This window comes from Paenibacillus sp. FSL M7-0134 (genome assembly GCF_038007865.1).
Lineage (GTDB): Bacteria > Bacillota > Bacilli > Paenibacillales > Paenibacillaceae > Paenibacillus > Paenibacillus polymyxa_B.
This window is the reverse complement of sequence record NZ_JBBOXV010000002.1, coordinates 1,209,716-1,234,021: the sequence shown is the minus strand read 5'-3', so window position 1 is coordinate 1,234,021 and position 24,306 is coordinate 1,209,716. Positions and strand designations below refer to the sequence as shown.

The 24,306-nt window shown below is 45.2% G+C and carries 24 protein-coding genes; 5 read left to right on the top strand and 19 right to left on the bottom strand.

The window, feature by feature from the left end:
• Positions 1-141: 141 nt before the first annotated feature.
• From NSQ58_RS21205 to ilvB, 8 genes are all read right to left on the bottom strand, one after another.
• Positions 142-1,245, bottom strand: coding sequence for an ATP-binding protein (locus NSQ58_RS21205; protein WP_023987764.1), 1,104 nt, complete (start codon positions 1,243-1,245; stop codon positions 142-144).
• A gap of 337 nt (positions 1,246-1,582) precedes the next feature.
• Positions 1,583-1,999: a hypothetical protein gene (locus NSQ58_RS21200; RefSeq protein WP_013309391.1), complete on the bottom strand. Its 417-nt coding sequence runs from the start codon at positions 1,997-1,999 to the stop codon at positions 1,583-1,585.
• Positions 2,000-2,259: 260 nt separating this feature from the next.
• Complete coding sequence (locus tag NSQ58_RS21195; protein ID WP_023987763.1) at positions 2,260-2,799, bottom strand: peroxiredoxin; 540 nt, start codon at positions 2,797-2,799, stop codon at positions 2,260-2,262.
• Between the two features lie 323 nt (positions 2,800-3,122).
• On the bottom strand, positions 3,123-4,199 hold the full coding sequence (gene leuB / locus NSQ58_RS21190) for a 3-isopropylmalate dehydrogenase (RefSeq protein WP_023987762.1): 1,077 nt from the start codon (positions 4,197-4,199) through the stop codon (positions 3,123-3,125).
• Between the two features lie 204 nt (positions 4,200-4,403).
• A complete protein-coding gene (locus NSQ58_RS21185) occupies positions 4,404-5,945 on the bottom strand; it encodes a 2-isopropylmalate synthase (RefSeq protein WP_068940004.1) in 1,542 nt (513 codons plus the stop codon).
• A gap of 124 nt (positions 5,946-6,069) precedes the next feature.
• Positions 6,070-7,062 carry a ketol-acid reductoisomerase gene (gene ilvC / locus NSQ58_RS21180; protein WP_013309387.1) on the bottom strand — a complete coding sequence of 331 codons (993 nt, stop codon included), beginning with the start codon at positions 7,060-7,062 and terminating at the stop codon, positions 6,070-6,072.
• Between the two features lie 162 nt (positions 7,063-7,224).
• Positions 7,225-7,710 carry an acetolactate synthase small subunit gene (ilvN, locus tag NSQ58_RS21175; RefSeq protein WP_023987760.1) on the bottom strand — a complete coding sequence of 162 codons (486 nt, stop codon included), beginning with the start codon at positions 7,708-7,710 and terminating at the stop codon, positions 7,225-7,227.
• A 1-nt stretch (position 7,711) separates the two neighbouring features.
• Positions 7,712-9,457 carry a biosynthetic-type acetolactate synthase large subunit gene (ilvB, locus tag NSQ58_RS21170; protein ID WP_023987759.1) on the bottom strand — a complete coding sequence of 582 codons (1,746 nt, stop codon included), beginning with the start codon at positions 9,455-9,457 and terminating at the stop codon, positions 7,712-7,714.
• Between the two features lie 613 nt (positions 9,458-10,070).
• Here ilvB and NSQ58_RS21165 point away from each other — a divergent pair.
• The gene (locus NSQ58_RS21165) at positions 10,071-10,511 is read left to right on the top strand and encodes a GNAT family N-acetyltransferase (RefSeq protein WP_023987758.1); all 441 of its coding nucleotides are present in this window, start codon (positions 10,071-10,073) and stop codon (positions 10,509-10,511) included.
• 34 nt (positions 10,512-10,545) lie between these two features.
• On the opposite strand, the gene NSQ58_RS21160 is transcribed toward NSQ58_RS21165, so the two are convergent.
• From NSQ58_RS21160 to NSQ58_RS21120, 9 genes are all read right to left on the bottom strand, one after another.
• Positions 10,546-10,893, bottom strand: coding sequence for a hypothetical protein (locus NSQ58_RS21160; protein WP_023987757.1), 348 nt, complete (start codon positions 10,891-10,893; stop codon positions 10,546-10,548).
• Between the two features lie 383 nt (positions 10,894-11,276).
• Positions 11,277-12,236: an ABC transporter permease gene (locus tag NSQ58_RS21155; RefSeq protein WP_010349245.1), complete on the bottom strand. Its 960-nt coding sequence runs from the start codon at positions 12,234-12,236 to the stop codon at positions 11,277-11,279.
• 1 nt (position 12,237) lies between these two features.
• Entirely contained in the window at positions 12,238-13,317 is a 1,080-nt protein-coding gene (locus NSQ58_RS21150) for an ABC transporter permease (protein WP_013309382.1), read from the bottom strand.
• Positions 13,310-14,848, bottom strand: coding sequence for an ABC transporter ATP-binding protein (locus NSQ58_RS21145; protein ID WP_023987756.1), 1,539 nt, complete (start codon positions 14,846-14,848; stop codon positions 13,310-13,312). Before NSQ58_RS21145 ends, NSQ58_RS21150 begins: the two co-directional genes overlap by 8 nt.
• A 140-nt stretch (positions 14,849-14,988) precedes the next feature.
• Positions 14,989-16,026 (bottom strand): BMP family lipoprotein, encoded by a 1,038-nt coding sequence (locus NSQ58_RS21140; protein ID WP_023987755.1) that lies wholly within the window; start codon positions 16,024-16,026, stop codon positions 14,989-14,991.
• Positions 16,027-16,403: 377 nt separating this feature from the next.
• Positions 16,404-16,763, bottom strand: a complete 360-nt coding sequence (rplT, locus tag NSQ58_RS21135) for a 50S ribosomal protein L20 (RefSeq protein ID WP_007429517.1) — start codon at positions 16,761-16,763, stop codon at positions 16,404-16,406.
• 52 nt (positions 16,764-16,815) lie between these two features.
• Entirely contained in the window at positions 16,816-17,016 is a 201-nt protein-coding gene (gene rpmI / locus NSQ58_RS21130) for a 50S ribosomal protein L35 (RefSeq protein WP_013309379.1), read from the bottom strand.
• A gap of 20 nt (positions 17,017-17,036) precedes the next feature.
• Complete coding sequence (gene infC / locus NSQ58_RS21125; RefSeq protein ID WP_013309378.1) at positions 17,037-17,534, bottom strand: translation initiation factor IF-3; 498 nt, start codon at positions 17,532-17,534, stop codon at positions 17,037-17,039.
• Between the two features lie 309 nt (positions 17,535-17,843).
• Positions 17,844-19,082: a glycosyltransferase family 2 protein gene (locus NSQ58_RS21120; RefSeq protein WP_023987754.1), complete on the bottom strand. Its 1,239-nt coding sequence runs from the start codon at positions 19,080-19,082 to the stop codon at positions 17,844-17,846.
• A 610-nt stretch (positions 19,083-19,692) separates the two neighbouring features.
• On the opposite strand from NSQ58_RS21120, the gene NSQ58_RS21115 reads away from it, so the two are divergent.
• Positions 19,693-20,220: a phosphatase PAP2 family protein gene (locus tag NSQ58_RS21115; protein WP_013309376.1), complete on the top strand. Its 528-nt coding sequence runs from the start codon at positions 19,693-19,695 to the stop codon at positions 20,218-20,220.
• A gap of 51 nt (positions 20,221-20,271) precedes the next feature.
• A complete protein-coding gene (locus NSQ58_RS21110; protein WP_023987753.1) occupies positions 20,272-21,405 on the top strand; it encodes an MGDG synthase family glycosyltransferase in 1,134 nt (377 codons plus the stop codon).
• 40 nt (positions 21,406-21,445) lie between these two features.
• On the opposite strand, the gene trmB is transcribed toward NSQ58_RS21110, so the two are convergent.
• A complete protein-coding gene (gene trmB, locus NSQ58_RS21105; RefSeq protein ID WP_341058155.1) occupies positions 21,446-22,159 on the bottom strand; it encodes a tRNA (guanosine(46)-N7)-methyltransferase TrmB in 714 nt (237 codons plus the stop codon).
• A 104-nt stretch (positions 22,160-22,263) separates the two neighbouring features.
• Positions 22,264-22,461 carry a hypothetical protein gene (locus NSQ58_RS21100; RefSeq protein ID WP_013309373.1) on the bottom strand — a complete coding sequence of 66 codons (198 nt, stop codon included), beginning with the start codon at positions 22,459-22,461 and terminating at the stop codon, positions 22,264-22,266.
• Between the two features lie 306 nt (positions 22,462-22,767).
• Here NSQ58_RS21100 and NSQ58_RS21095 point away from each other — a divergent pair, with 306 nt between their 5' ends.
• Positions 22,768-23,721, top strand: coding sequence for a TIGR01212 family radical SAM protein (locus tag NSQ58_RS21095; protein WP_341058154.1), 954 nt, complete (start codon positions 22,768-22,770; stop codon positions 23,719-23,721).
• Complete coding sequence (locus NSQ58_RS21090) at positions 23,722-24,303, top strand: class I SAM-dependent methyltransferase (RefSeq protein ID WP_264454020.1); 582 nt, start codon at positions 23,722-23,724, stop codon at positions 24,301-24,303.
• Positions 24,304-24,306 lie beyond the last annotated feature (3 nt).

Here is a 24,306-nt window from a genome sequence, read left to right as displayed (position 1 = left end):
TACAGCACCAAAAAAGCGCATCATCTTGTCAGATTATGCGCTTCAGACAACCTTTTCCAAAAAGGTGATACCTATACCCCAACGCTGCACAACATAAAAGAAATAGTATGTACAGGACCCCTCTGCGAAAACCTCCCCATATTAAACTACAGGAAGCGTAATTTTAAATTGTGTGCCACTTCCATGTTTACTGTCTACATGTATGAAGCCTCCGTGATTTTTGATAATTCGATAGCTCACAGCCAGTCCCAATCCGGTTCCACTTTCTTTTGTTGTAAAAAAAGGATCAAATAAACGCGCCAATGTATTGTGATCCATACCTAATCCGTTATCTTCAATACAAATGTGAACATAATTGCCCTCAAGCACTGTATGGATATCGATGCAGCCCTCTCGTTCCCCACCGATGCTTTCAATGGCATCCATCGCATTTTTAATCATATTGAGGATAACCTGCTTAATCTGCTTCACGTCAATGGAAACCTTCATGAGCTCATCATTTTCATCCAATGCAATCTGGCAACCCTTCATCAATGCTTCGCTTTCTGTCAGCATCACTACCTCTTTCAGTAGCCCCATCACAGATACAGCCGTTTTTTGCGGAGCCGAAGGCTTGGACGAATTTAAGAACTCATAAATAATGTCGTTCGCACGATCAATCTCTGTTAATATAATCCGAGCATACTCATCCCTGCCCAACTCCACCAAATGCGGTCGAAGCAATTGAATAAAGCCCCGGATTGCGGTAAGCGGGTTACGGATTTCATGGGCGATAGAGGCAGAGATGCGTCCCAGCATCGCCAGCTTATCGTTTTGATACGCCGTCTGCTCAATCTGCTTATAATCCGACACATCCTTGACGCTAAACAAAAAATCGCCATCCATCTGATCACCGTAGGTCACTGTTATCAACCAATGCCGACCATACTCATCAATCAACTCATGATAGCGCTTTCTATGAAAGATAGTTTCTTTATAAATCCGCATGATTTTCTTCTTCTTAAACCGACTTAACTCAGGATGATGCAAAATTTGCATCAAATTGCGACCTGCTAGCGAACTCCGTGGTAGCTCCAGCAATTTCGCCATTTGCACGTTAATAAAGGTCAGTACCCCGTCACTGTCAAACAGCATGATACCACTATCCAGGTTCTCCAGCACATTTTCATACTTGTTATTGGCGATCTGTGTGGAAGGACAAGCTCCCACGGTATCAAGCAAGGCTTCTTGGAATTCACTGATCATGCCAGGCTTCCCCCTTGTTTCGGAATGACAAACTGGCCGTATCGGACGCGTAATAATCTTGAAGAAGAGAAAGGCATCTATCGACTACCCTTCAATGGTGTAGAAAACAGTTTCACAGAAATCCGACCATCTGTTTCCAATTCGAGTCTTATTTTATGATAGACAAGATTAAGGATCGCAGTCAATCGGAAAAAGTGTCGAATCCACATTTTTATCCTGTTTTCTTTCGTCATAATATCTGCGCAACATTACCAAAATGAAAGATTACGTTAGGAACAAGCGCCCTACACACCAAAGAAGCTCTCCAGAATTGAGAGCTTCTTTGGTGTGTAGGATGTCAACTGCCGCTCTTATTATGTTGAAGCCGGGATCGTCTTTGGCTCATAACGGCCAGTCTTCTCTTAAGCTCTCCCTGCCATTTTTCATCATTCATCTGTTTGGCTACCATCAATAAATCCAGGGATATGTCAATTTGACGCTTCACAATTTCAAACGCATCTTCACTTTCACGATTCACACAATTTTCAAATATCGTATCATCGTCTTCCATGACATAATCCTGAAAATCAATCTCGGTTGCCCCATCTCCATGTGCATATTCAGCCAAAATTTCATACTCATTTTCGACTTTATAATGAACTTCAATGCGACGACATACCGGGCAAAACAGCAAAGGAACATTATGAACTTGGGTGCGGTAATGCTTCAGCGTTCCCTTGGTTCCTACCATGCTTGCTCCACAGCAATAACTCATCCGGGCTCAGCCTCCTCTGAACAAAACCTGTTCTGCCTTGTTTATCTTCTACAATACCTTATTCGCTTTCATCAGGCAAAATTCCTCCAGAACACAACAACATTTCCATAATTATTTGTTACTTCACTCTGTATTGTCTCATTCAAACAGGCTATCCTCACATCTTCCGCTGCACAGAGCAGGCAAGCAAGCCCCCAATAACGGAAGAGTAACCGCTAGTTGGGGGCTTGCTTGTTTAATTTCAACTTGTGAAGCTTATATTACAGATTTTGATCGCCTGGTTTCCAGTTCATTGGGCACAAGCCACCGGATTGCAAAGCTTGCAGTACACGCAAAGTTTCTTCCACACTGCGGCCTACGTCGTTGTGGTTAACCACTTGATATTTCAATTCGCCTTCTGGATCAATGATGAACAAGCCGCGCAATGCAACGCCTTCTTCTTCGATCAGAACGCCATAATCGCTTGCTGTTTTTTTCGTGATGTCAGAAGCTAATGGGAAGTTCAGTTTGCCCAGACCGTTGTTTTCTTTAGCTGTGTTAATCCATGCTTTGTGGCTGTGCACGGAATCTACACTGATACCCAGAATTTCAGTATCCAGCTCTTTGAATTGGTCAGCAGCATCGCTCAATGCTGTAATTTCCGTAGGGCACACAAAAGTGAAATCCAGTGGATAGAAGAAAAATACGAGCCACTTACCACGGTAATCGGAGAGCTTTACCGAACCAAATTCTTGACCGTCTCCAGTCACTGTTTCCAATGCAAAATCAGGGGCGGGTCTTCCTACCAATCTTTCTGCCATAATATGAAATCCTCCTTTAAAATATGTAAGAAAAACACCGAATGTGCTTTCCTCAATCATCTGTATTGTAATGAACAACTTACTTGATAAATGTTATCATTCGCTGAAATCAAAGTCAATATTGTAACCATTACTTTTTTATAATTATTTTAAACTAGCTTAAAAATTCACAACTTATTCACATTTTGAACTTTCGAATATACAAGTAGCTCCTGATTGCTCAGGAGCTACTGTGCCAAACATCTGCCGAAAAGGCTGTACTGTATAACCTTACTATATAATAGGAAGCTTTTTTTTTCAGAACGGGTACATTTATGGAGCTTTTAACGAATAGCTGCTGCGATCAGATCGCCCATTTGAGTTGTCGAGATCGCTTGAGATTTATCCACCGCAATATCCGCCGTACGGTGCCCTGCATCCAGTACCTCAGCTACCGCTTTCTCAATGGCATCAGCTGCCTTCTCGTACCCAAAGGTGAGACGGAACATCAAAGCAACGGACAAAATCGTTGCAATGGGATTCGCCAGTCCTTGACCTGCAATGTCAGGCGCCGATCCATGTACCGGCTCGTATAGGCCGAAGCTGCCTTGTCCAAGTGATGCGGAGGAGAGCATGCCGATGGATCCGGTCAGCATAGCCGCTTCATCACTGAGAATGTCACCAAACATATTTTCCGTCACGATGACGTCAAAGCTAGATGGACGACGCAGCAATTGCATGGCACAGTTATCGACCAATACATGCTCCAACTCGACATCCGGGTAGTCTACAGCAACCCGGTTAACTACTTCACGCCATAAACGGGAGGTTTCCAGTACATTAGCCTTATCCACCGATGCAAGTTTTTTGCGACGTTTTTGTGCAATTTCGAAAGATTGGCGCACAATACGCTCTACTTCCGTTACATTATATGCACAAGTATCAACTGCTTCCTCACCTTGAGGACTTTCTCGTCTGAACTTCTCGCCGAAATAAATGCCGCCCGTCAGTTCGCGCACCACGATCAGGTCCGTTCCTTCCAACACTTCCGGTTTCAATGTAGATGCGTCCTTGAGACAGTCAAAGACGACAGCAGGACGAAGATTCGAAAACAGACCGAGCTCTTTACGAATGCCCAGCAGTCCAGTTTCAGGACGAAGTTCCTTTGGATTGTTGTCCCATTGTGGTCCTCCTACCGCTCCCAGCAGAACGGCATCTGCAGTTTGACATACTGCCAGTGTTTCTTCTGGCAATGGTGTGCCCTTCTTATCAATCGCAATCCCGCCGAACAGCGCATGCTCCGTTTCAAATGAAAGGCCGAACACTTCTTCCGTACGTTTCAAAATTTTTTCTGCCTCTGCGACCACTTCCGGTCCAATTCCATCTCCCGCTATTACCGCAATCTTTTTAACGTCTGCCATCACGTACACTCCTCTTGTTATACAGCTATACAACTGTATTTTTCATACCTTCTTTGTAACATACATGGCAGGGCTTTGACCAAGATATAGAATCTATCAATTCAATAGGCACAGCCTATAAGCTTGTTTTTTCATCAGAGAAAAAGAAAACAGGACCGGAAACACCCGATCCTGTATATATCCAACTCTTAAGTCCGCATAAAATTAGGATTTATAATCTACGCGATTACTGTAGTTTTTACGCTTGTCGATCAAACCATTCAGCGCATCCACGTAAGCCCGAGCACTTGCTTCCAGAATATCGGTGCTTACCCCGCGTCCCTGTACAGACAGTCCGTTTTGCGTCAGTACTACATGAACTTCACCCAGAGCGTCCTTACCATGGGTAACAGACTTGATGGAGTAATCTGAAAGTACAACGCTCTCGCTGCTGGCTTGGTCAATCGCATTATAGATCGCATCGACTGAACCATTTCCTTCAGCTTCTGTCTCGATAACCTGACCTTTATCGTCAACCAGACGCACTTGTGCGGAAGGCGTAGCCTTGTTCCCATAGGTAACAAAGATGGTTTCCAGCTTGAAAACTTCAGGTGCATCGGCCAATTTTTCTTCCAGCAATGCCAAAATATCATCGTCCGAAACTTCCTTCTTCTTATCAGCCAAATCCTTGAACTGCCCAAAAGCGCGATTCAGATCTTCTTCGTTCAATTCGTAGCCCAACTCTATCAAACGCTCACGGAAAGCATGACGACCTGAGTGCTTACCGAGTACCAGCTTGCTTTCTTTCAGACCGATACTTTCTGGTGTCATGATTTCATAGGTCGTTTTCTCTTTCAGCATACCGTCTTGATGAATACCTGATTCGTGCGCAAAAGCATTGGCTCCAACAATCGCCTTGTTGCCCGGTACTACCATCCCCGTCAAACGGCTAACCAAACGGCTCGTGCGCGCAATTTCAGACAATTGCAGAGACGTTTTGGCCTGAAAAAATTCCTGTCTCGTCTCCAGTGCCATGGCGATTTCCTCAATGGCCGTGTTCCCAGCGCGTTCACCGATACCGTTAATGGTTCCCTCGATCTGATCCGCACCGTTCAGAATGGCAGCAAGTGTATTAGCGGTAGCCATTCCCAGGTCATTGTGGCAATGTGCACTCAATTGAATCTTCTCCACATCGACCACATTTTCCTTAATGTGTTTGAATATATTTCCATACTCGTAGGGTGTCAAGTAACCTACCGTATCTGGAATATTGACGACAGAAGCCCCTTCTTGTACAGCCATGGTGACCATTTCAACCACAAAATCAAGCTCTGTACGACCTGCATCCTCCAAAGAAAACTCCACTTTAGGCAAATATTTCAACCCATAGCGTATGGCAGCACGAGCGGTTTCCAATACCTGTGCCTTCTCCATCCGCAGCTTATGCTGACGGTGAATAGGTGAAGTTGCCAAAAAGATATGGATACACGGGTCCTGAGCTCCCTTGAGTGCCTCGCGAACCGCATCAATATCCTGTTCCCTTGCACGTGAAAGGCCAATAACCGTCGAATTTTTTACAGCTTTTGCTACTGCATTAACAGCCGCCAGATCACCCGGAGAAGCAGCCGGGAACCCAGCCTCCATACGATCGATTCCCAGCTTCTCCAACTGATGAGCGATCTCCACTTTCTCACGAGTATTCAAGTTCACGCCAGGTGACTGTTCTCCGTCTCTCAACGTTGTGTCAAATATATATATTTTGCGCAACCTAACGCACCTCCTCAGGATTAGGACCCTTAAATTACAATGCGGCTCACGCAATAAGCAGGGCCGCATTGTAATTAATATTTATAAATAATTCATGTTGTCGAGTTCATAGTACAAAAGATTATTACTTTTTGATCCAATGCATCATTTCACGCAATTGTCCGCCCACCACTTCAATCGGATGGTTAGCTTCATTACGACGAGTAGCCGTCAGGAATGCACGTCCAGATTGATTTTCAAGGATGAAGTCACGAGCAAATTTACCTTGTTGAATGTCAGTCAATACATCCTTCATGGCTTTCTTCGTATCTTCCGTTACCACGCGTGGTCCAGTTACATAATCGCCATATTCCGCTGTATTACTGATGGAATCACGCATCGTTGCCAATCCACCTTCATACATCAGGTCAACGATCAGCTTAAGCTCATGCAAGCATTCAAAGTATGCCATCTCAGGAGCATAACCTGCTTCAGTCAATGTTTCAAAGCCCGCTTTTACAAGTGCGCTCACGCCGCCACACAATACCGCCTGCTCACCGAACAGATCCGTCTCCGTTTCTTCACGGAAGGAGGTTTCAATTACGCCCGCACGTGTACAGCCAATGCCTTTTGCGTAAGCAAGACCGATTTCTTTGGCTTGACCCGTTGCGTCCTGCTCAATTGCGATCAACCCCGGTACCCCAAACCCTTCTACATAGGTACGACGTACCATATGTCCTGGGGATTTTGGAGCAACCAGCAATACATCGCTATCTTTAGGAGCTACGATTTGTCCAAAATGAACGTTGAAACCATGGGAGAACAAAAGAGCTGCGCCTTTTTTCAGGTTAGGTTCAATTTCATTTTTGTACACAGAAGCTTGAGTTTCATCAGGTAACAAAATTTGAACCACATCTGCACGGCTTGTTGCATCAGCTACGTTCAGAACTTCGAAACCGTCGTTTCTTGCGACATCAGCTGATTTGCCTTCACGCAAACCAATAACAACATTCACACCACTGTCACGCAAGTTTTGTGCCTGAGCATGTCCTTGGCTACCGTAACCGATAACGGCCACTGTCTTTCCTTTCAATACGCTGAGTTCTGCATCTTTTTCGTAGTACGTTGTAACTGCCATGGTTAATTTCCTCCTTTTAATTGGACCCTTCATAATGAGCGGGTACTCCAAGAGACTTCCCTCGTGATTAGTATCTAAAAATCTCTTCGAGCCCCCGCTCTTATGCGGGCGGTTCTTTATTGATGTAATGCGCTATAAGCGGTAATTCGTTAAAGCTCCATATTAAGCATTGCCACGTATCATAGCTGTAACCCCGGTTCGAGTCAACTCCCGAATACCGTAAGGCTTCAACAACTCGATCATGGCATCAATTTTTTCTGTATCGCCAATGACCTGTACGATCAAGCTCGTCGTTCCAACATCAATTACAGCTGCTCTGAATGTTTCTACCACGCCCATGATCTCTGGCCGCTGAGGCGGTTCTGCCTTTACCTTTATCATCGCCAATTCCCGAGCTACCATCGGCTTGGAACTGAGATCAATGACCTTGATCACATCAACCAGCTTGTAAAGCTGCTTTTCAATCTGCTCCAGGTTGTTCTCATCCCCTACAGTCACAATGACCATACGGGATAATCCAACTTCTTCCGATTGTCCCACAGTTATGCTCTCAATGTTAAAGCCTCGGCGACCGAACAGGCCGGACACACGTTGCAAAACGCCGGGTTGATCATTTACCAGTACAGCAATGGTATTTTTTGTTGTCATTTTACTCGTCCCCCATCAGCATTTGATCAATTGTCGAACCTTGCGTCACCATCGGATATACATTCTCTTCCTTGCTGACTACAAACTCGACAACGACCGGTCCGGGTGTATCAAGCGCCTCCTGCCAAGCCCGACGTGCCTCTTCCTTATTCGTAGCACGCAGCCCTTTGACACCGTATGCTTCGGCAAGTTTCACAAAATCCGGACTTCCAGCCAGGTCAATGTGACTATACCGATTGTCATAGATCAATTCCTGCCATTGGCGAACCATTCCAAGCACCTGGTTGTTGATAATAACGATTTTAACCGGAATGTTATTGATTGCACAGATGGCTAATTCCTGCGAACACATCTGCATACCGCCGTCCCCGTTAATCGATATTACTAATCTGTCGGGATTGGCCATCTGAGCACCGATTGCAGAAGGGAAACCAAATCCCATCGTACCGAGTCCACCAGAGGTGACCCATGAGCGTGGCTGATTGAATTTGTAATACTGCGCTGCCCACATTTGATGCTGTCCCACGTCCGTCGTTACGATTGCGCCGCCCTTGGTCGTTTCATCCAACAACTCAACAACCCATTGTGGTTTAAGCACCGTTTCAGAATCCTTATAAGAATAAGGTTTCTCATTCTTCCAATGCTGAATTTGTGCTCTCCATGCATCAGCTCGATCCGCGCGTTTCACATCCTGATTCAGCAATTCCAGCACTGCCTTCACGTCACCCACGATAGGAATATCTGCTGCAACATTTTTTCCAATTTCAGCAGGGTCGATATCAATGTGGACGATTTTAGCTTGAGGAGCAAACCCATCCAACTTGCCTGTTACCCGATCATCGAAGCGGGCTCCGATACAGATCAACAGATCTGACTGTTGAATCGCCTGATTGGAGGTGTATGTTCCATGCATCCCCGGCATCCCCGTCCACAGTTCATGTCCACTTGGGAAACCACCCAATCCGAGCAATGTTGTCGTAATAGGAATTTCCGTTTTACGAACAAACTCGTAAAGTGCTTCATGTCCACCGGAGTATACAACTCCTCCACCTGCCAGAATGAATGGACGTTCTGCTTCGGAAATAGCTTGAGTTAGCTTGTCTAGTTGAATTTTGTTGGGCAGCACTTTCGGGTTATAACCCCGCATGGTCACTGGTCCCGTTTGTGGAACGAACAACGTCTGGGCTGCGGAAATATCCTTCGGAATATCAATCAGCACCGGTCCCTTCCGCCCTGTGTTGGCAATATGAAATGCCTCATGGATGATTCGCGGCAGATCCTCTACATCTCTTACCAGATAGCTGTGCTTCGTAATCGGCATTGTAATTCCCGTGATATCGGCTTCCTGGAAAGCATCCGTACCGATCAGGGAAGATATAACGTTACCCGTGATGACCACCAACGGCACCGAATCCATAAAAGCCGTCGCAATACCAGTTACCAGGTTTGTCGCTCCAGGTCCGGAAGTCGCGATACATACGCCCACTTTACCGCTCGCCCGTGCATAACCATCTGCCGCATGAATAGCTCCTTGCTCGTGACGAGTGAGGACATGCTTGAAATCCTTAAAGCCATACATGGCATCATAGATATAAAGCACTGCACCACCTGGATATCCGAAGACACAATCTACTCCCTCCAGCAACAGGCTACGGAGTAAAATTTCCGAACCTGTAATCACTTCAGGCTTCATCCACTTTTCACGTAATTCATTGGTTGACCTAACTTCAGGAATTTGTGCACTCATTGGTCATCCTCCTTTACAAAATTTACATACATCTGACATTTGTAAAAACAAAAAAACCTTTCATCCCTAGAACAGACTTGCTGTTACTGAGGGACGAAAGGCTGTAGCTTCCGTGGTACCACCCGTGTTTGCCCGATATTTCGCAATATCGAACCTTGGCAGGTACAGAAATCGCAAAGGATCTCCATATCTGGCGTCTGTAACGTAGACCGTACGATTTTCCCTAATAGGTGATTCAGCGCACCGTTAATATCATCGGGCCCAAATACTTTTCAGGAAAACAGCTCCAAGGTGAGCTCGTTAAAAAGGGATTTTGGTGAAGCTTGCAGCTAATGCCTCACTCTCTGAACAAAAGAGCCCTAATCACTTCGTCCTCTTCATTGCCGTTGAGTTCATGTCATTCTTTCAAATGTTTAGACACATTATATGTCTCTCATCTGGGATAGTCAATACCCATATTTCATAAAAATTTATGTTTCTTTTCTGAAGCACCTCAGAGTCGCACGCTTGTAAGAGGTACCCGCATATTATAAAAAAGACCACACGGTGAGACAGTGCACTCCTCCAAAGCCACGTCTTATCTTGTTAAAAGGGTAGAAAAGGAGGCCCGTTTATGATTCGAAAACGCAGCTCTCAAGATGACACCATCATCTTTCGTCTAATCGAGCAAGAGCTTGTCCCCCTATCGCATTTAAGTGCCCAAGAAATGAAACAAATACGCAAAGAATTACCCCGGCGCTTAAACCGGGGCATCACTTTTGTAGCTTGCAGACCGGATAATGCACAGGTTGTTGGCTTCATTCATGTTATGCTGCATGGCGAACTATTATACATTGATTTGATCGCAATCTCTTCGGCTCATCAAGGTATGCGATACGGAAAAAAACTGCTGGAGCATGCCGAACACTACGGACGACTACGTCGCTGCAAGCGGGCTAAAGTTATGGTGGACGAAGACAATATCAGGGGGATCCATTTTTATCTGCGTCATCAATATCAAATACTGCGATACGTAGCTCTGAGCCGATGCCATGAACTCGAAAAGTCACTGTAAAAAGTATCTTTTTCGGGCTCAAAATTTTGTATGACTAAAATAAATTAGGGTAATACGGATATCCTACTCCGGGGTATCCCCCGTCTGTATACGGGCCTGGTTGCGGACCATATCCTGGTCCTCCATAACCTGGACCGTAGCCTCCATATCCCCCACCATAGGCACCAATGTATGGAGCTGTGCCGATGGCAAGCAAGTCAAACAGCACCAGAGGAATAATCGCCTTCGTGTTTACCTTTTTCTTGCGGTTTGGTTGAAGAACCAGTCGGTTACCCGAAATGCGAATCAGCTTGCCGCTGACCTGGGAACCATCCTTACGAGTAGCAAAGATGACTTTGCCGACAAGCTTCTCCACCTGCTTTCTGGTTACTGCCTGTTTCATCGTATTTCCTCCTTCTTTCTCAACGGATGGACAGATTGAACGGCTCCTTGATAGCTCATTACCACCACAAAATAGACCGGAGCTGACAGGGGCCGAGCGTCCCGTCCAATCTGCATAGCACAGTCTATTCCATTCATGCCAGTAGCGTATGTTTAAATGCCTGCACAATATAAAAAAATCTGGTACCTGCACATGCAGATACCAGATTTTTATACACCAGGATTTTGCGAAATTCGATTCCAGTCGCTCCGAAGTGCAAGATATAGATCGAAATGGTTTAGTTCGTCTATATCTTGTTCACTGGAAGTCGCTTATGGGATTTTTGCAAAATCCTCACACCAATGTACATTTTTCAAAACATGCACATTAGCTGTCTATAAGTTTTAACGCTTGCTTGGATCATAAAGTTGACCCAAAGCGGCTGGAGCGCGTGAACGTCCGACAGCCGCCACCAGTACAATAATCGTCAGGAGATACGGCAACATAAAAATAATTTCCTGGGGAATACTTTGCGACCATGCGAACAGCTGCACATAGTTGCGAATGGCTTGTGAAAAACCAAAAAACACTGCTGCGCCGAAAGCGCCGAGCGGATTCCATTTACCGAAAATCATAGCGGCAATAGCAATATATCCCTGCCCCGAAACTGTATTGTGAGAGAACATGTTGGTTGTAGTCAGAGTAATTGTAGCTCCACCAATCCCAGCCAACGCCCCACTGATCATAACACCAATATAACGAAGACGATTTACTTTAATTCCCACTGTATCGGCCGCTCCTGGATGCTCCCCAACGGAACGCAAACGTAAGCCAAACGGTGTTTTATACAAAGTAAAATAGCCAATAATAACTAATAGAATGGCTAAATATGTCGTTGGGTAAGCTTGGAAAAAGGCTTTTCCTGCAATTGGGATATCCACAAGGTAAGGGATGGATATTTCGTTAAAACCCTGAATCCGACCGGTGTCACCATCACCCTCAAATAAAAGCTTAACCATGTACAGTGTACTACCTGCTGCCAGAAAGTTAATAACTATACCGCTTATAACCTGATCGGCTTTAAACGTAATAGAGGCTACAGCATGAATTAGCGAAACCAAAATACCGAACACGGCAGCTGACAGCACACCTACCCAAGCCGCAGAGGTGCCTCCTAGTCCAGCTTGCTCGGCATAAAATCCGCCAACACCCGCTGCAAACGCTCCAAATACCATAAGTCCTTCCAACCCGAGGTTTGTTACACCGGATTTTTCTGAAAAAACTCCGCCGAGAGACGCAAAAATAATCGCCGTCGCAAAAACGAGCGTTGTATGGATTAATTCACCAAGTGTTAACCAACTCATTTTACAACACCTTCTCTTTCTTCCGCTTGGAGTAGAGCGGCTTCACAACCCAACGTACAATACCTTGGGCCGCAATGAAGAAAATAATCGAGCCAATGACAACCCGGATAATCTCGGGCGGTACATCTGCGCTAAAGCTCATCCCCGCAGAACCATACGTAAGCGTTCCGAACAAAACAGAACCGAGCAGCACACCGAATGGGTTATTCATCCCAATCAGAGCTACAGCGATACCATCAAAACCCGTTCCCGGTGATCCTGCCATGACAGATTGATAATGGAATACTCCCAGCACTTCAAAGGCGCCTGCCAATCCGGCAAAAACCCCACTAATAAACATCGCTTTTATGATATTACGATTTACATTCATACCTGCATAACGGGATGCATCCTGATTAAATCCGACAGCCCGAAGCTCATAGCCCTGCTTTGTTTTCCACATGAAAATGTAGAAAAAGACTGCTGCCAGCACAGCAATAACTGTGCCCCAATGTACCCGAGCATTCCCCATCATCTGGGACAGCCATTCGATGGAAATTGAAGCAGAAGGCTGAATATCCACAGAACGATTTTCGCCATCCATAAGTGCGAACTGATTGATCACCAAATTAGCCAAATACAGACCGATCCAGTTCATCATAATACATGTAATAACTTCATTTACACCTCTTTTGGCCTTCAAATAGCCAGCAATCGCAGCCCACAGACCTCCGAAAACTGCACCTGCAATTACAGCTAGCGGTGCATGAATGATAGCTGGCAACCCATGAAGTTTAATGCCCACAATCGAAGCAGCTGTCATACCTACCAGAAACTGACCTTCGCCGCCGATATTAAACAAACCGGCGCGGGCCGCAAAAGCAAATGCCAACCCCGTTAAAATCAGCGGAGTCATCTCACGGATAGCCTCTCCAAAGTTGTAGGAATCTCCGTATACACGGCTAAACAAAGCAGAATAGGCCACAATAGGGTCATACCCGCCAATCAGCATCACAATAGCACCCAGAAGGAGACCCAAAATAATAGAGACCAGCGCCAGTACAAAGGAGTCTTTTGTGAATATTTTCAATAGATTAGCCATTCTCTACTCCTTTCTTCACTGCACTTCCTGCCATCATCAGTCCCAGTTCCTGGTCATTCGTTTCTTCTGGCAGCACTTCCCCGACAATCTTGCCCTCATAGATGACAGCAATTCGGTCGGATACATTCATAATCTCGTCCAGTTCAAAAGATATGAGCAATACAGCTTTGCCTTGGTCCCGTTGGGCAATCAGTTGTTTCTGGACAAATTCAATAGCTCCGACATCCAGACCGCGTGTAGGCTGTGCTGCAATGAGAAGGTCTGGATTTTTATCAATTTCACGCGCAATGATAGCCTTCTGCTGGTTCCCACCAGATAATGCTCTTGCCTTCGTGTGAATATCCGGTGTTCTTACATCAAACTTTTCGATAAGACTTTTGGCCTGTTTCTCTATAGCATCTTTGTTCAAGAAGCCATTTTTACTGTAAGGCGCCTGGTAATACGTCTCCAGCACCATATTTTCACTCATAGAAAAATCGAGCACCAACCCATGCTTATGACGGTCCTCCGGTATATGTGAAACGCCTGCCTCTGAAATTTTGCGTGGTGGCTGATTGGCCACCTCTTGTCCGAGCAAACGAATGCTCCCACCATCCACCTTGCGTAAGCCTGTCAAAGCTTCGATCAGCTCACTCTGTCCATTGCCATCTACTCCGGCAATCCCCAAAATCTCGCCCGCCTTGACCTGCAGGTTCAACTCATTTAGAACATTAATGCCATCCTTGTTTTTAGAAATTACATTGTTCATTTCCAGTACCGTCTGTCCTGGTTGCGCAAGCTGCTTGTCCACTTTAAAGGACACACGACGGCCCACCATTTTCTCAGCCAGCTCATTTGGGGTTGTTTCAGACGTCTTGACCGTATCAATAACCTGACCTCTGCGAATGATCGTAACCGTATCTGCAATTTGCATAATTTCTTTAAGTTTATGAGTAATAAGAATTATTGATTTGCCTTCAGCGACCAAGCGCTTCATAATGTCCAGCAACTCAGTGATCTCCTGCGGTGTCAGTACAGCTGTAGGCTCATCGAAAATCAGAATATCTGCACCACGATAGAGCGTTTTAATAATTTCTACACGTTGCTGCATACCAACAGATATATCCTCAATTTTGGCATTCGGATTTACCTGAAGGCCGTACTGCTCAGACAACCGCTGTACTTCTGCGGCAGCCTTTTTATAATTGATTTTCAGACCCTTACGTGGCTCCGAGCCCAGGACAATATTTTCGGTCACGGTAAACGGCTGTACGAGTTTAAAATGCTGATGCACCATGCCAATCCCCAGATCAATCGCCTTATTTGGACTATCAATCTGTACGGGTTTACCTCCGATTTCAATTGTCCCTTCATCCGGCTGATACAGTCCGAAAAGAATATTCATAAGCGTAGATTTACCCGCGCCATTCTCACCCAAAAGGGCATGAATTTCTCCCTTATGCAGCTTGATGCTGATGGAGTCGTTGGCAACGATGCCGGGGAATCGTTTTGTAATTTGCTTTAACTCAACGACGGGGGTCGCTGCATCCATGAGATCACCCTTATACACTTTATAGTATGTGCTCCAATGAGCTGATTTTGCCCGTTATAATCCATATAACTCCAGACGTAAGAACAAGGCTAGTCTTATGAACCAGCCTTGTCGCCACCTATATGTTCTTCAAGCCAAACTTATTTCGAAGGAACTGTAATTTCGCCCTTAATAATTTTTTGCTTGTATTGTTCTACAAGATCAAGCACGTCTTTAGGTACGTTTTTCGTTGATGTGTCTGCCAAACCAATACCATTATCCTTCAGAGCCAGTGTCTCGACACCGCCCTTAAATTTACCGTCAATCACTTCTTTAGATACGCGTTTTACAGCTTCATCTACACGTTTTACCATCGAAGTCAATGTTACGTCGTCACCAAACTCAAGCGATTGGTCTTTATCTACGCCAATAACCCATACTTGCTGCCCTTGTTGCTTACGTGCGAGTGCTTCGTTAAATACACCTGTACCAGATCCGCCAGCTGCATGGAAAATAATATCCGCACCGCTGTTATAGATCGTCGCAGCTGCTGCTTTACCCAGGTCCGGCTTATCAAATGCACCTGTGTAGTTAACTTCCAATTTTGCATTTGGATTTACAGCTTTAATTCCTGCTTCGAATCCTTTTTCAAAACGTTTGATCAACGGGCTGTCTTGTCCACCCACAAAACCAATTTTGTTTGTTTTGGTAAGTTTACCAGCTACAACCCCCACCAAGAAGGAACCTTCATTTTCAGCAAAAACAACCGATTTCACGTTAGGCGCATCCACGACACTGTCAATGATCGCCAAGTTTTTGCTTGGGTTGTCTTTCGCTACTTGTCCAATCGCATTCGCCAGATTAAAACCGATTCCCCAAGTCAAGTTAAAATCACCCTTAACAAATTGGTTCAGGTTAGGAATATAATCTTGATCGGATTTACTTTGCAGGTATTTAACTTTAGCGCCTGATTCTTTCTCAGTGGCTTGTAGTGCCTCCCAAGCAGATTGGTTAAACGATTTGTCGTTTACTCCACCCACATCTGTAACCATGCCAATTTGGACATTCGATGTTTTGGCAGAACCACCTGTGTCTCCACCATTTGCGTTGGACGCACCTTGATTTTTGTTACCGCAGCCTGCGAGAATGACCGAGATCGCCAGCAGCATAACCAAAGACATACTGAACATTTTCTTCATGCTGATACTGTTCCCCCTTAGTGTTAGATCCCTGGACTGTCTCTTTTCTTTGAACATGTACATGCTCATGCATGTCATTTACTGACGAGACAGATCGTACAGAAGACTTACTTTAGAGATTATACAATTATGATCGGCTAAAATCTAGACAATTAATAACCTTGGGTCAATTTTTTTTAAAGTTCCATCAATGTAAGCGCTACAAAGTTAAAAAAAACATACATTCTTCCATCTCACGTCATATTTATTCGTATTTTGGAGAAAACGAAGTCTTTACCGTAACATTGAGTATGTACAAAAAAAGGCATCCCTACACAGCGTACTGCTTGGGATACCTTTTTACCACTTTCGCGGTTTCCACGCTTCATTATTAATAATTAAGCGTTGATTTTGCCTTTAGCAACAGTTGCCAAAGAGTTGAATGCATTAATATCATTGACTGCAAGATCAGCCAAGATTTTGCGGTTAATGTCCACACCAGCCAATTTCAGGCCGTGCATCAATTTGCTGTAAGACAAACCGTTCAAACGAGCTGCTGCGTTGATACGCACGATCCACAGTCTGCGGAAGTTACGTTTCGTCTGACGACGGTCACGGTATGCGTAAACAAGCGATTTCATTACCTGCTCGTTAGCTGTTTTAAAAATGCGGTGTTTGGAACCAAAATAACCTTTAGCAAGCTTCAATACTTTTTTATGACGACGACGAACGACGAATCCGCCCTTTACTCTTGCCATATCAATAGACCTCCCAAATAATGTTTATACTTCATTCATTGCAGTGCTAGTGCTATTTCAGGTTAGCAAGACCTTGTTTCAGACGTTTAACGTCCCCAGGTGCCATCTCAGGGTTAGTACCCAGAACGCGTTTTGCACGTTTGGATTTGTGGGAAAGCAAATGGTTTTTGTAAGCTTTGTAACGCATTACTTTACCAGTACCGGTAATTTTGAAGCGGCCTTTAAGGCTGCTATGTGTTTTCATTTTAGGCATTGAACTTCCTCCTTAATTTGTCATTGACTCTTTGGAGCCAATATCATAATCATGCTGCGTCCTTCGAGCTTGGGTTGGCGCTCCACGGTACAAAGATCAGCAACTTCCAATTTCACACGTTCGAGAATTTTTTGACCCACATTAGCATGAGTAATTTCACGACCGCGGAAACGAACGGAGCATTTCACCTTGTCCCCTTCATTCAGGAACTTCACCACATTGCGAAACTTGGTTTGGTAGTCATGTTCCTCGATGTTGGAACGGAACCATACCTCTTTGATGTCAACGATCTTCTGGTTTTTACGGGCTTCCTTTTCTTTCTTCTGTTGCTCATAGCGGAATTTTCCGTAATCCATAATCCGACACACGGGCGGCTTCGCTTGAGGCGCCACGTTCACGAGATCCAAGTTTGCGTCAATCGCCATTTGCAAAGCTTCACGCGTCGGTGTAATCCCGATTTGTTCCCCATTCGCACCAACTAGACGTACTTCTCTCACCCGAATCTCATCATTGATCATATGTTCCTTACTAATAACCCTCCACCTCCAGAACCTGTTATTGTTGTATTGTGTTTAAGCACAAAAAAGGGATGACGACTACACAGCCGACATCCCTGTCTGATACTCAATTCATCATGAAAGTTCAATTCACAAATCATTGGATCATGACCAGCCGGCAATACCGGGCAGGTGAGAAGTCGGACCTTCTACTTGTTAATCCATCTTTTCAATTAACATACTCGAATATCTTATCACGGTGCAATCGTGGTGTCAACCCTTTAATGAAAAATGAATGACACCGATCTTCAGTCCTATTTCACCGTCCAATTAACCTTGCTTACTTTGAACCTCTTCCAAGCGAACGACACGCGTATGCTGGGTATGGCTCCATTGCTTATTGTTCTGTGTAAAGAACGCATAGACCGTAATCGGATACCACGAAATCGCATAGATCGGGAACAGCAATAAGTACAGATATACTTTTTTGAATGTGACCTTTTCCAAAATCATTGCGATCACAAAAGTAGCAACATTCAGACCAATAGCTATCACACCAGTCCAAGCTGGTAACTGTACATAGATGTTCTCGATATTAGGTCCACCAAAGAAGGCGATATCTATCCACATCGCTACTGTCATCAAGAAGGTGAGCAGTACGATATACACGTTCAGACCATAAAGAGCCATATCGAATTTAATCAGGCTTCTATGCTTGATACTTTGCCACAGCAACGGGAAGAAATAACGACGAGCAACAGTGAAGTGACCTTGCATCCAGCGCAGACGCTGTCTTGACGAGGCCTTGAATGTCAACGGCTTTTCATCATATACCTTGGCATCGTAATTAAATCTTGGATATACGTTGCACTGTGTGCAGCGCATGGTGAATTCCAAATCCTCTACCAGACTTGTCGCACCCCAGCCCATTTCCTTAAGCAGATTTGTTTCAAAGCACATGCCTGTACCACCGAGGAAATTAGCCATGTTCAGATTGTGACGTGACAGCTGCCACAAACGGTTGATGTACCAATAAGATACCCCGTATGCCGCTGTAATCCAAGAATCCTCAGGATTCTTAGTATCAATGTACCCCTGAATAACACGGGCACCTGTACACAGATCATTGTTCATTTCACTCAAGAAATTGGTATGCGCCAAATTGTCAGCATCAAACATGACAATAGCATCATATTGGCGCGGCATAGCCCATAATTCCTTGAGCATCCACTCAATAGCGTAGCCTTTACCACGCAGATTCGGATTCGTACGTTCACAAGCATTCATGCCGTGAGCGCGAACGATGTCCGCAGTCTTATCTGTACAGTTATCACAGATTACGAACACATCGTAAAGTTCCTTCGGATAATCAAGTTGCTTCAAATTTTCCATCAATGCTCCGACAACCTGTTCTTCATTGTGGGCAGCGACTAAAATGGCAAATGATTTTTCTGGAGCCGCGTGCTCTTTCCTTTTCTTGCGAACCAATCCGAACAAGGAGAATGCAAACTGATAGACTGCGATCACCGCCAGTATGATCTGGAGCGTCACGAAAATAGCGTCTAACATGATCTCTTGTTACCCCCTTTTTATACCCCTTAAAATCTTGCGTTTGTTTGTTTTCTATCTGTGTAGCGCAAGTTGCGGCGCTTTGCGCGCCTTTTCTGTAGTTTTTGACCCGACCCTTGCTTTCTTCATTGGCTGTGCGCAGCCCCCTTTTGGCTGACACAGGAATGCCATTACGATTTTCGTTGGTTTTCAATCTTTTGTCAAAGCCCTTAAACTGGTCTCAGCAGCAAAAAAACACAACAAACTCCCGTTTGAACCGGGAATGCGGCGCTGGGCTTCTCATTCATGACGCTTAGGTCTTATTTTCATCCATTTGCTAACTTTTTATTTCTTTGGTCCCTCCTTTTTGTGGGCCAATTAGCAACCACTTCTAAACACTCTATCTTATTAGACGGATGAACGCAAAGAAAGTTATACAATTCGGCTTATATTCCATTAACATTTCTGTGTAGAATTGAACCAAGTAATTTATGAATATTTAGTGATTCTTGAAATGAACAGCGTTTAAAAATATGATGAGAGCAAGAGAATAATTACTTATGGTCTGATTATGTCAAAATGACTCAAAATATTTGCCGACTGACCTGAACCGGCAACCGGAGGAAACCAAATGCAACGTCTAGTCGTAAAACTTGTAAATCTGGAGCAGCAGTTGTTCAAATGGATCAACGGACGCTTACACAACCGTTTTTTGAACTTCTGGCTTTATTATCTCACACATTTAGGTGGGGCTACCTTTACTATAGCCTCCACACTCCTTATTTGGTGGCTCGCTCCGAATCCGTGGAAAGATTCCGGTATGAAGGGAGCCATCGCTCTCGGGGTCAGTCACATCCCCGTAGCTATCGTTAAAAGGCTGTATCCGCGGATTCGCCCGTATTTGGCGCTACCAGGTACAAATACATTCCGCAACCCCTTGTCGGACCATTCTTTTCCCTCAGGGCACACGACCGCTATTTTTTCAGCTACCGTGCCTTTTATGCTACAGTCACCGATGCTAACACTGTTGCTGTTGCCTGTAGCGACAATTGTAGGTTTTTCTCGGATTTATCTGGGTCTCCACTACCCAACGGATGTACTCGCAGGAGCGGTCATCGGAACGTCTGCAGCAATAGGAACGGTTGCATTCTGGCCTTAAAGCCGATATGGTATGATTGAGAACATCCCAGCAGGAACAGGTGAAATGAGAGTGGCTAAAAAACGAGTGTTATTATTATCGGAAGGTTTCGGTGCCGGACATACTCAAGCTGCCTACGCGCTCTCAAGCAGTTTGCGGAAGCTTTCTCCGAATGTGCAGACAAGAGTGCTGGAGCTGGGGAGTTTTTTGAATCCAAGAATGGCCCCGCTTATTATTACAGCATACAAGAAGACTGTTGTATCGCAGCCTCGCCTAGTCGGATTGGTTTACCGTCATCAGTACAAAAAATCATTAAACCGTCTTACAACGCTCGCTTTGCACCGTCTGTTCTACACGCAGACCCGAAACATTCTCCGGCAGCTTCGTCCCGATTTGGTGGTATGTACTCACCCCATCCCAAGCGCGGTAATTTCACGTTTGAAGCGCTTAGGTTTACATGTTCCGCTTTGTACTGTCATTACAGACTACGATGCACATGGAACATGGATTAGTCCCGAGGTTGACCGGTACTTTGTATCTACGCCTGAAGTCATGCGTAAGCTGCGCGCGCGCGGAGTACCCGTCTCGAAAATCCAGGTGACCGGCATTCCCGTTCATCCAAATTTTTGGGAACATCCTGGGCACGATGAAATTAGAGAACAATTTGGACTTAAACCCATCCCGACCGTACTCGTTATGGGTGGCGGCTGGGGCCTTATGAATGACGAAGTCATACATCGTTCGCTTACTCAGTGGAGAGAAAACATTCAATTTATTTTTTGTTTGGGGCATAATGATAAAATTCGTCGTAAAATGCAATTGGATCCTAGGTTTAATCATCCAAATATTCATATCTTCGGATTTACACGGGAAATCGACAAATTAATGGAGGTATCGAATCTGCTCATCACCAAACCCGGCGGAATGACATGCACCGAGGGATTGGCCAAAGGGATTCCGATGCTGTTTCACAAACCTCTCCCTGGACAGGAGGAGGAAAATTGTCAATACTTTACGGCTCAAGGCTTCGGAGAACCGATTACTTCGCTGGATGTTGTCGTTAAATGGATGAACCGACTGCTACACGATTTTCCAGAAATCGTCCGCAAGCGACAGGAGCACGTCCATAATGTAGCGCGATATTATCCTCTTCAGAGCGCACAGAGTATTCTGGATATACTGGAACCGAACAGGGTGCTTTCCTAAAAGGAAGCACCCTGTCTTATTTTATCCGTTTGATCTGTTTTTATTTCCCATACTTTTCGAGACGTGTTTTTCCGTACTCTTCCAAAGCATCTTTGCCGATCAGCACCTCGACTCGATGAATATTCATACCTTTGCCCATGAACTTTTGTTCATATTCCGTCATGACATGCTCTTCGTTGATCCCCTCACGATGAAGGTTTAACGAAATATTCGTCATCTGCAAACCGCTATCGGCAAACGAATTCAGAGAAAACTCAAACAGTGTCTCCGAATCGGTCTTAAAATGAATTTGTCCTTTGCTGTTCAAAAGCTGACGGTACTTGTCCAAAAAACGCGGATGCGTCAAACGACGACGTGCATGCTTGGCTTTAGGCCAGGGATCACTAAAATTCAGATAAATGCGTTCAATCTCTCCTGGTTCAAAAATATTCTCGATCTGTTCAATGTTTGCCAGTGCCAATTTGATATTAGGCGGCGTATCAACCTCTGAATTACTCCAGGCCAGACGAGACTTTTCTGTTGCACGGCGAACCAGCTCATCATACATATCAAAGCCAATATAGTTAACCTCCGGATTCCGGAAGCTCATTTGGCTTATAAATTGCCCTTTACCCATACCGAATTCCACATGAATGGGACGATCATTACCAAAAACCTGCTGCCATTTCCCCTTATACTGTGCCGGCTCCAAGATGACTAGATCCTGCTGTTCTTCCAGACTTTCCCGTATTCCTTTTCTTCCGCGTAAACGCATGTTACTCCTCCATATACTCTGTTATCAAGGAAAAAGGAATTTCACCCCCGCTTGAAGATACGGAAATGAAATTCCTTTTTCAATATATTTGGATTGGGGTCCAACTAATTTAATTGTTCATAGTCTACCCCATCAGCAGGTGAAAAATCAATTGTCTTTTGGCAAGCCGCTCTGATTTTTTGACGTGCGGTCGTTCCAATCTGACGATCCTGCCCAAAACGGACACCAGTCAATGCCAACGCCTCATCAAAGGTTAACTCAACAGTAACTTTATCCATACGCGTCTTATCCTGCGCATTCATAAAAGATCACCTCACGGGTTATTTGTGATGGAACCGACGTGCACTTACCCTAAAACAGGCGATAGAAACAGCATAGCTGCCTCCCTGAAGAATAATCATTAGCAACGGATAACTTTTATCTTCAGGATCGAAAACAGTCCTTTTATTGTATGTCTGGTACCGCTTACAATATAACACATTGTGTAACCTTTTTCAATCCGCAACGCCATAAAATCCGCACATTTTATTGACTTGTTCGGTCAAATGATTCCCAATGAAGACTGATTTTTGTTACAATAGGGTGATCGTAAAAAAAGGAGTACACCCATGAAAACAGATTTATTGCCTGCTCCTCTCCTGTGGGGAGATAAACGGTTCCATACTTGGAATTACGAAATGCGTGAGCAATTTCAAAATAAAGTGTTCAAAGTCATGCTGGATGCGGGTTTTACCTGTCCGAATCGCGATGGTTCCATCGCTAAAGGGGGTTGCACCTTTTGTAGCGCACGCGGATCGGGTGATTTTGCTGGGCGTCGTCGTGATGATCTGGTCACCCAGTTCAATACGATTCGGGATCGGCAGCATCTAAAATGGCCAAACGCCAAATATATTGGCTATTTCCAAGCCTACACTAATACGTATGCTCCCGTTGAGGAACTGCGAGAATACTTTGAGGTTATTCTGGAGCAGCCAGGCGTTGTCGGTCTGTCCATCGCTACACGTCCTGATTGCCTGCCTGACGATGTAGTGGATTACCTTGCCGAGCTAAACGAACGCACGTACCTGTGGGTTGAAATGGGTCTGCAAACTGTCCATGAATCGACCTCAGAGCTGATTAACCGTGCTCATGATACTCAATGCTATCTGGATGCGGTGGAAAAGCTGCGCAAGCGGAATATCCGCGTGTGCGCCCACATTATTTATGGTCTGCCCCAAGAGACGCATGAAATGATGCTCGATACGGGACGTGCAGTAGCGGCTATGGATGTGCAGGGCATCAAAATCCACCTGCTGCATCTCATGCGCAAAACGCCCATGGTCAAGCAGTATGAAGCGGGATTGCTACGCTTTCTGGAAAAGGACGAATACGTTAAGCTGATAGTTGATACGCTGGATATTTTACCTCCCGAAATGATCGTTCATCGGTTAACCGGAGATGCCCCACGCGATTTGCTAGTGGGACCCATGTGGTCGCTTAAAAAATGGGAAGTGCTTAATGCCATCGATCATGAACTGAAGTCACGTGAAACGTGGCAGGGAAAATACTGGAGGCAACCTTAAATGGGGTTCCTATCCGTCCTGAGCTACGCTCATCAATTGGTGGCTGCGCGGGTGCAGCCAGGTGATATTGCTATAGATGCCACCGTCGGCACAGGAGCAGATACGTTGTTTCTGGCAAAAGCTGCTGGCAAACGGGGCCGTGTCTATGGCTTCGACATCCAGCAAGAAGCACTGCATTGCGCCCGTCGTCGACTGGAAGAAAACGCTTCGCCTTCATTAGCAGAAGTATCGCTACTGCTACAAGGTCACGAGCAAATGCGGGAGGCCGTTCCAGGCATGCTGCATGGCAAAGTCGCTGCTGTCATGTTTAACCTCGGCTACTTGCCATCCGAAGGCGCCGATCCGACTGTCATCACCCATACAGACAGCACGCTCGTCGCACTTGATGCTGCCTTACAATTGCTGCGACCACGCGGCATTCTGACTGCCGTACTCTATCCAGGGCATGCTGGAGGCAGCGAAGAAGCAGAAGCCGTCCTTCAATGGGCTTCAGCTCTCCCGGTCTCCAGCAGTCAAAGCATTATTTATCGTCAATTACAACGAGCCGCTTCGCCTTACGTAGTGGCGGTTGAGAAGAAATAATGT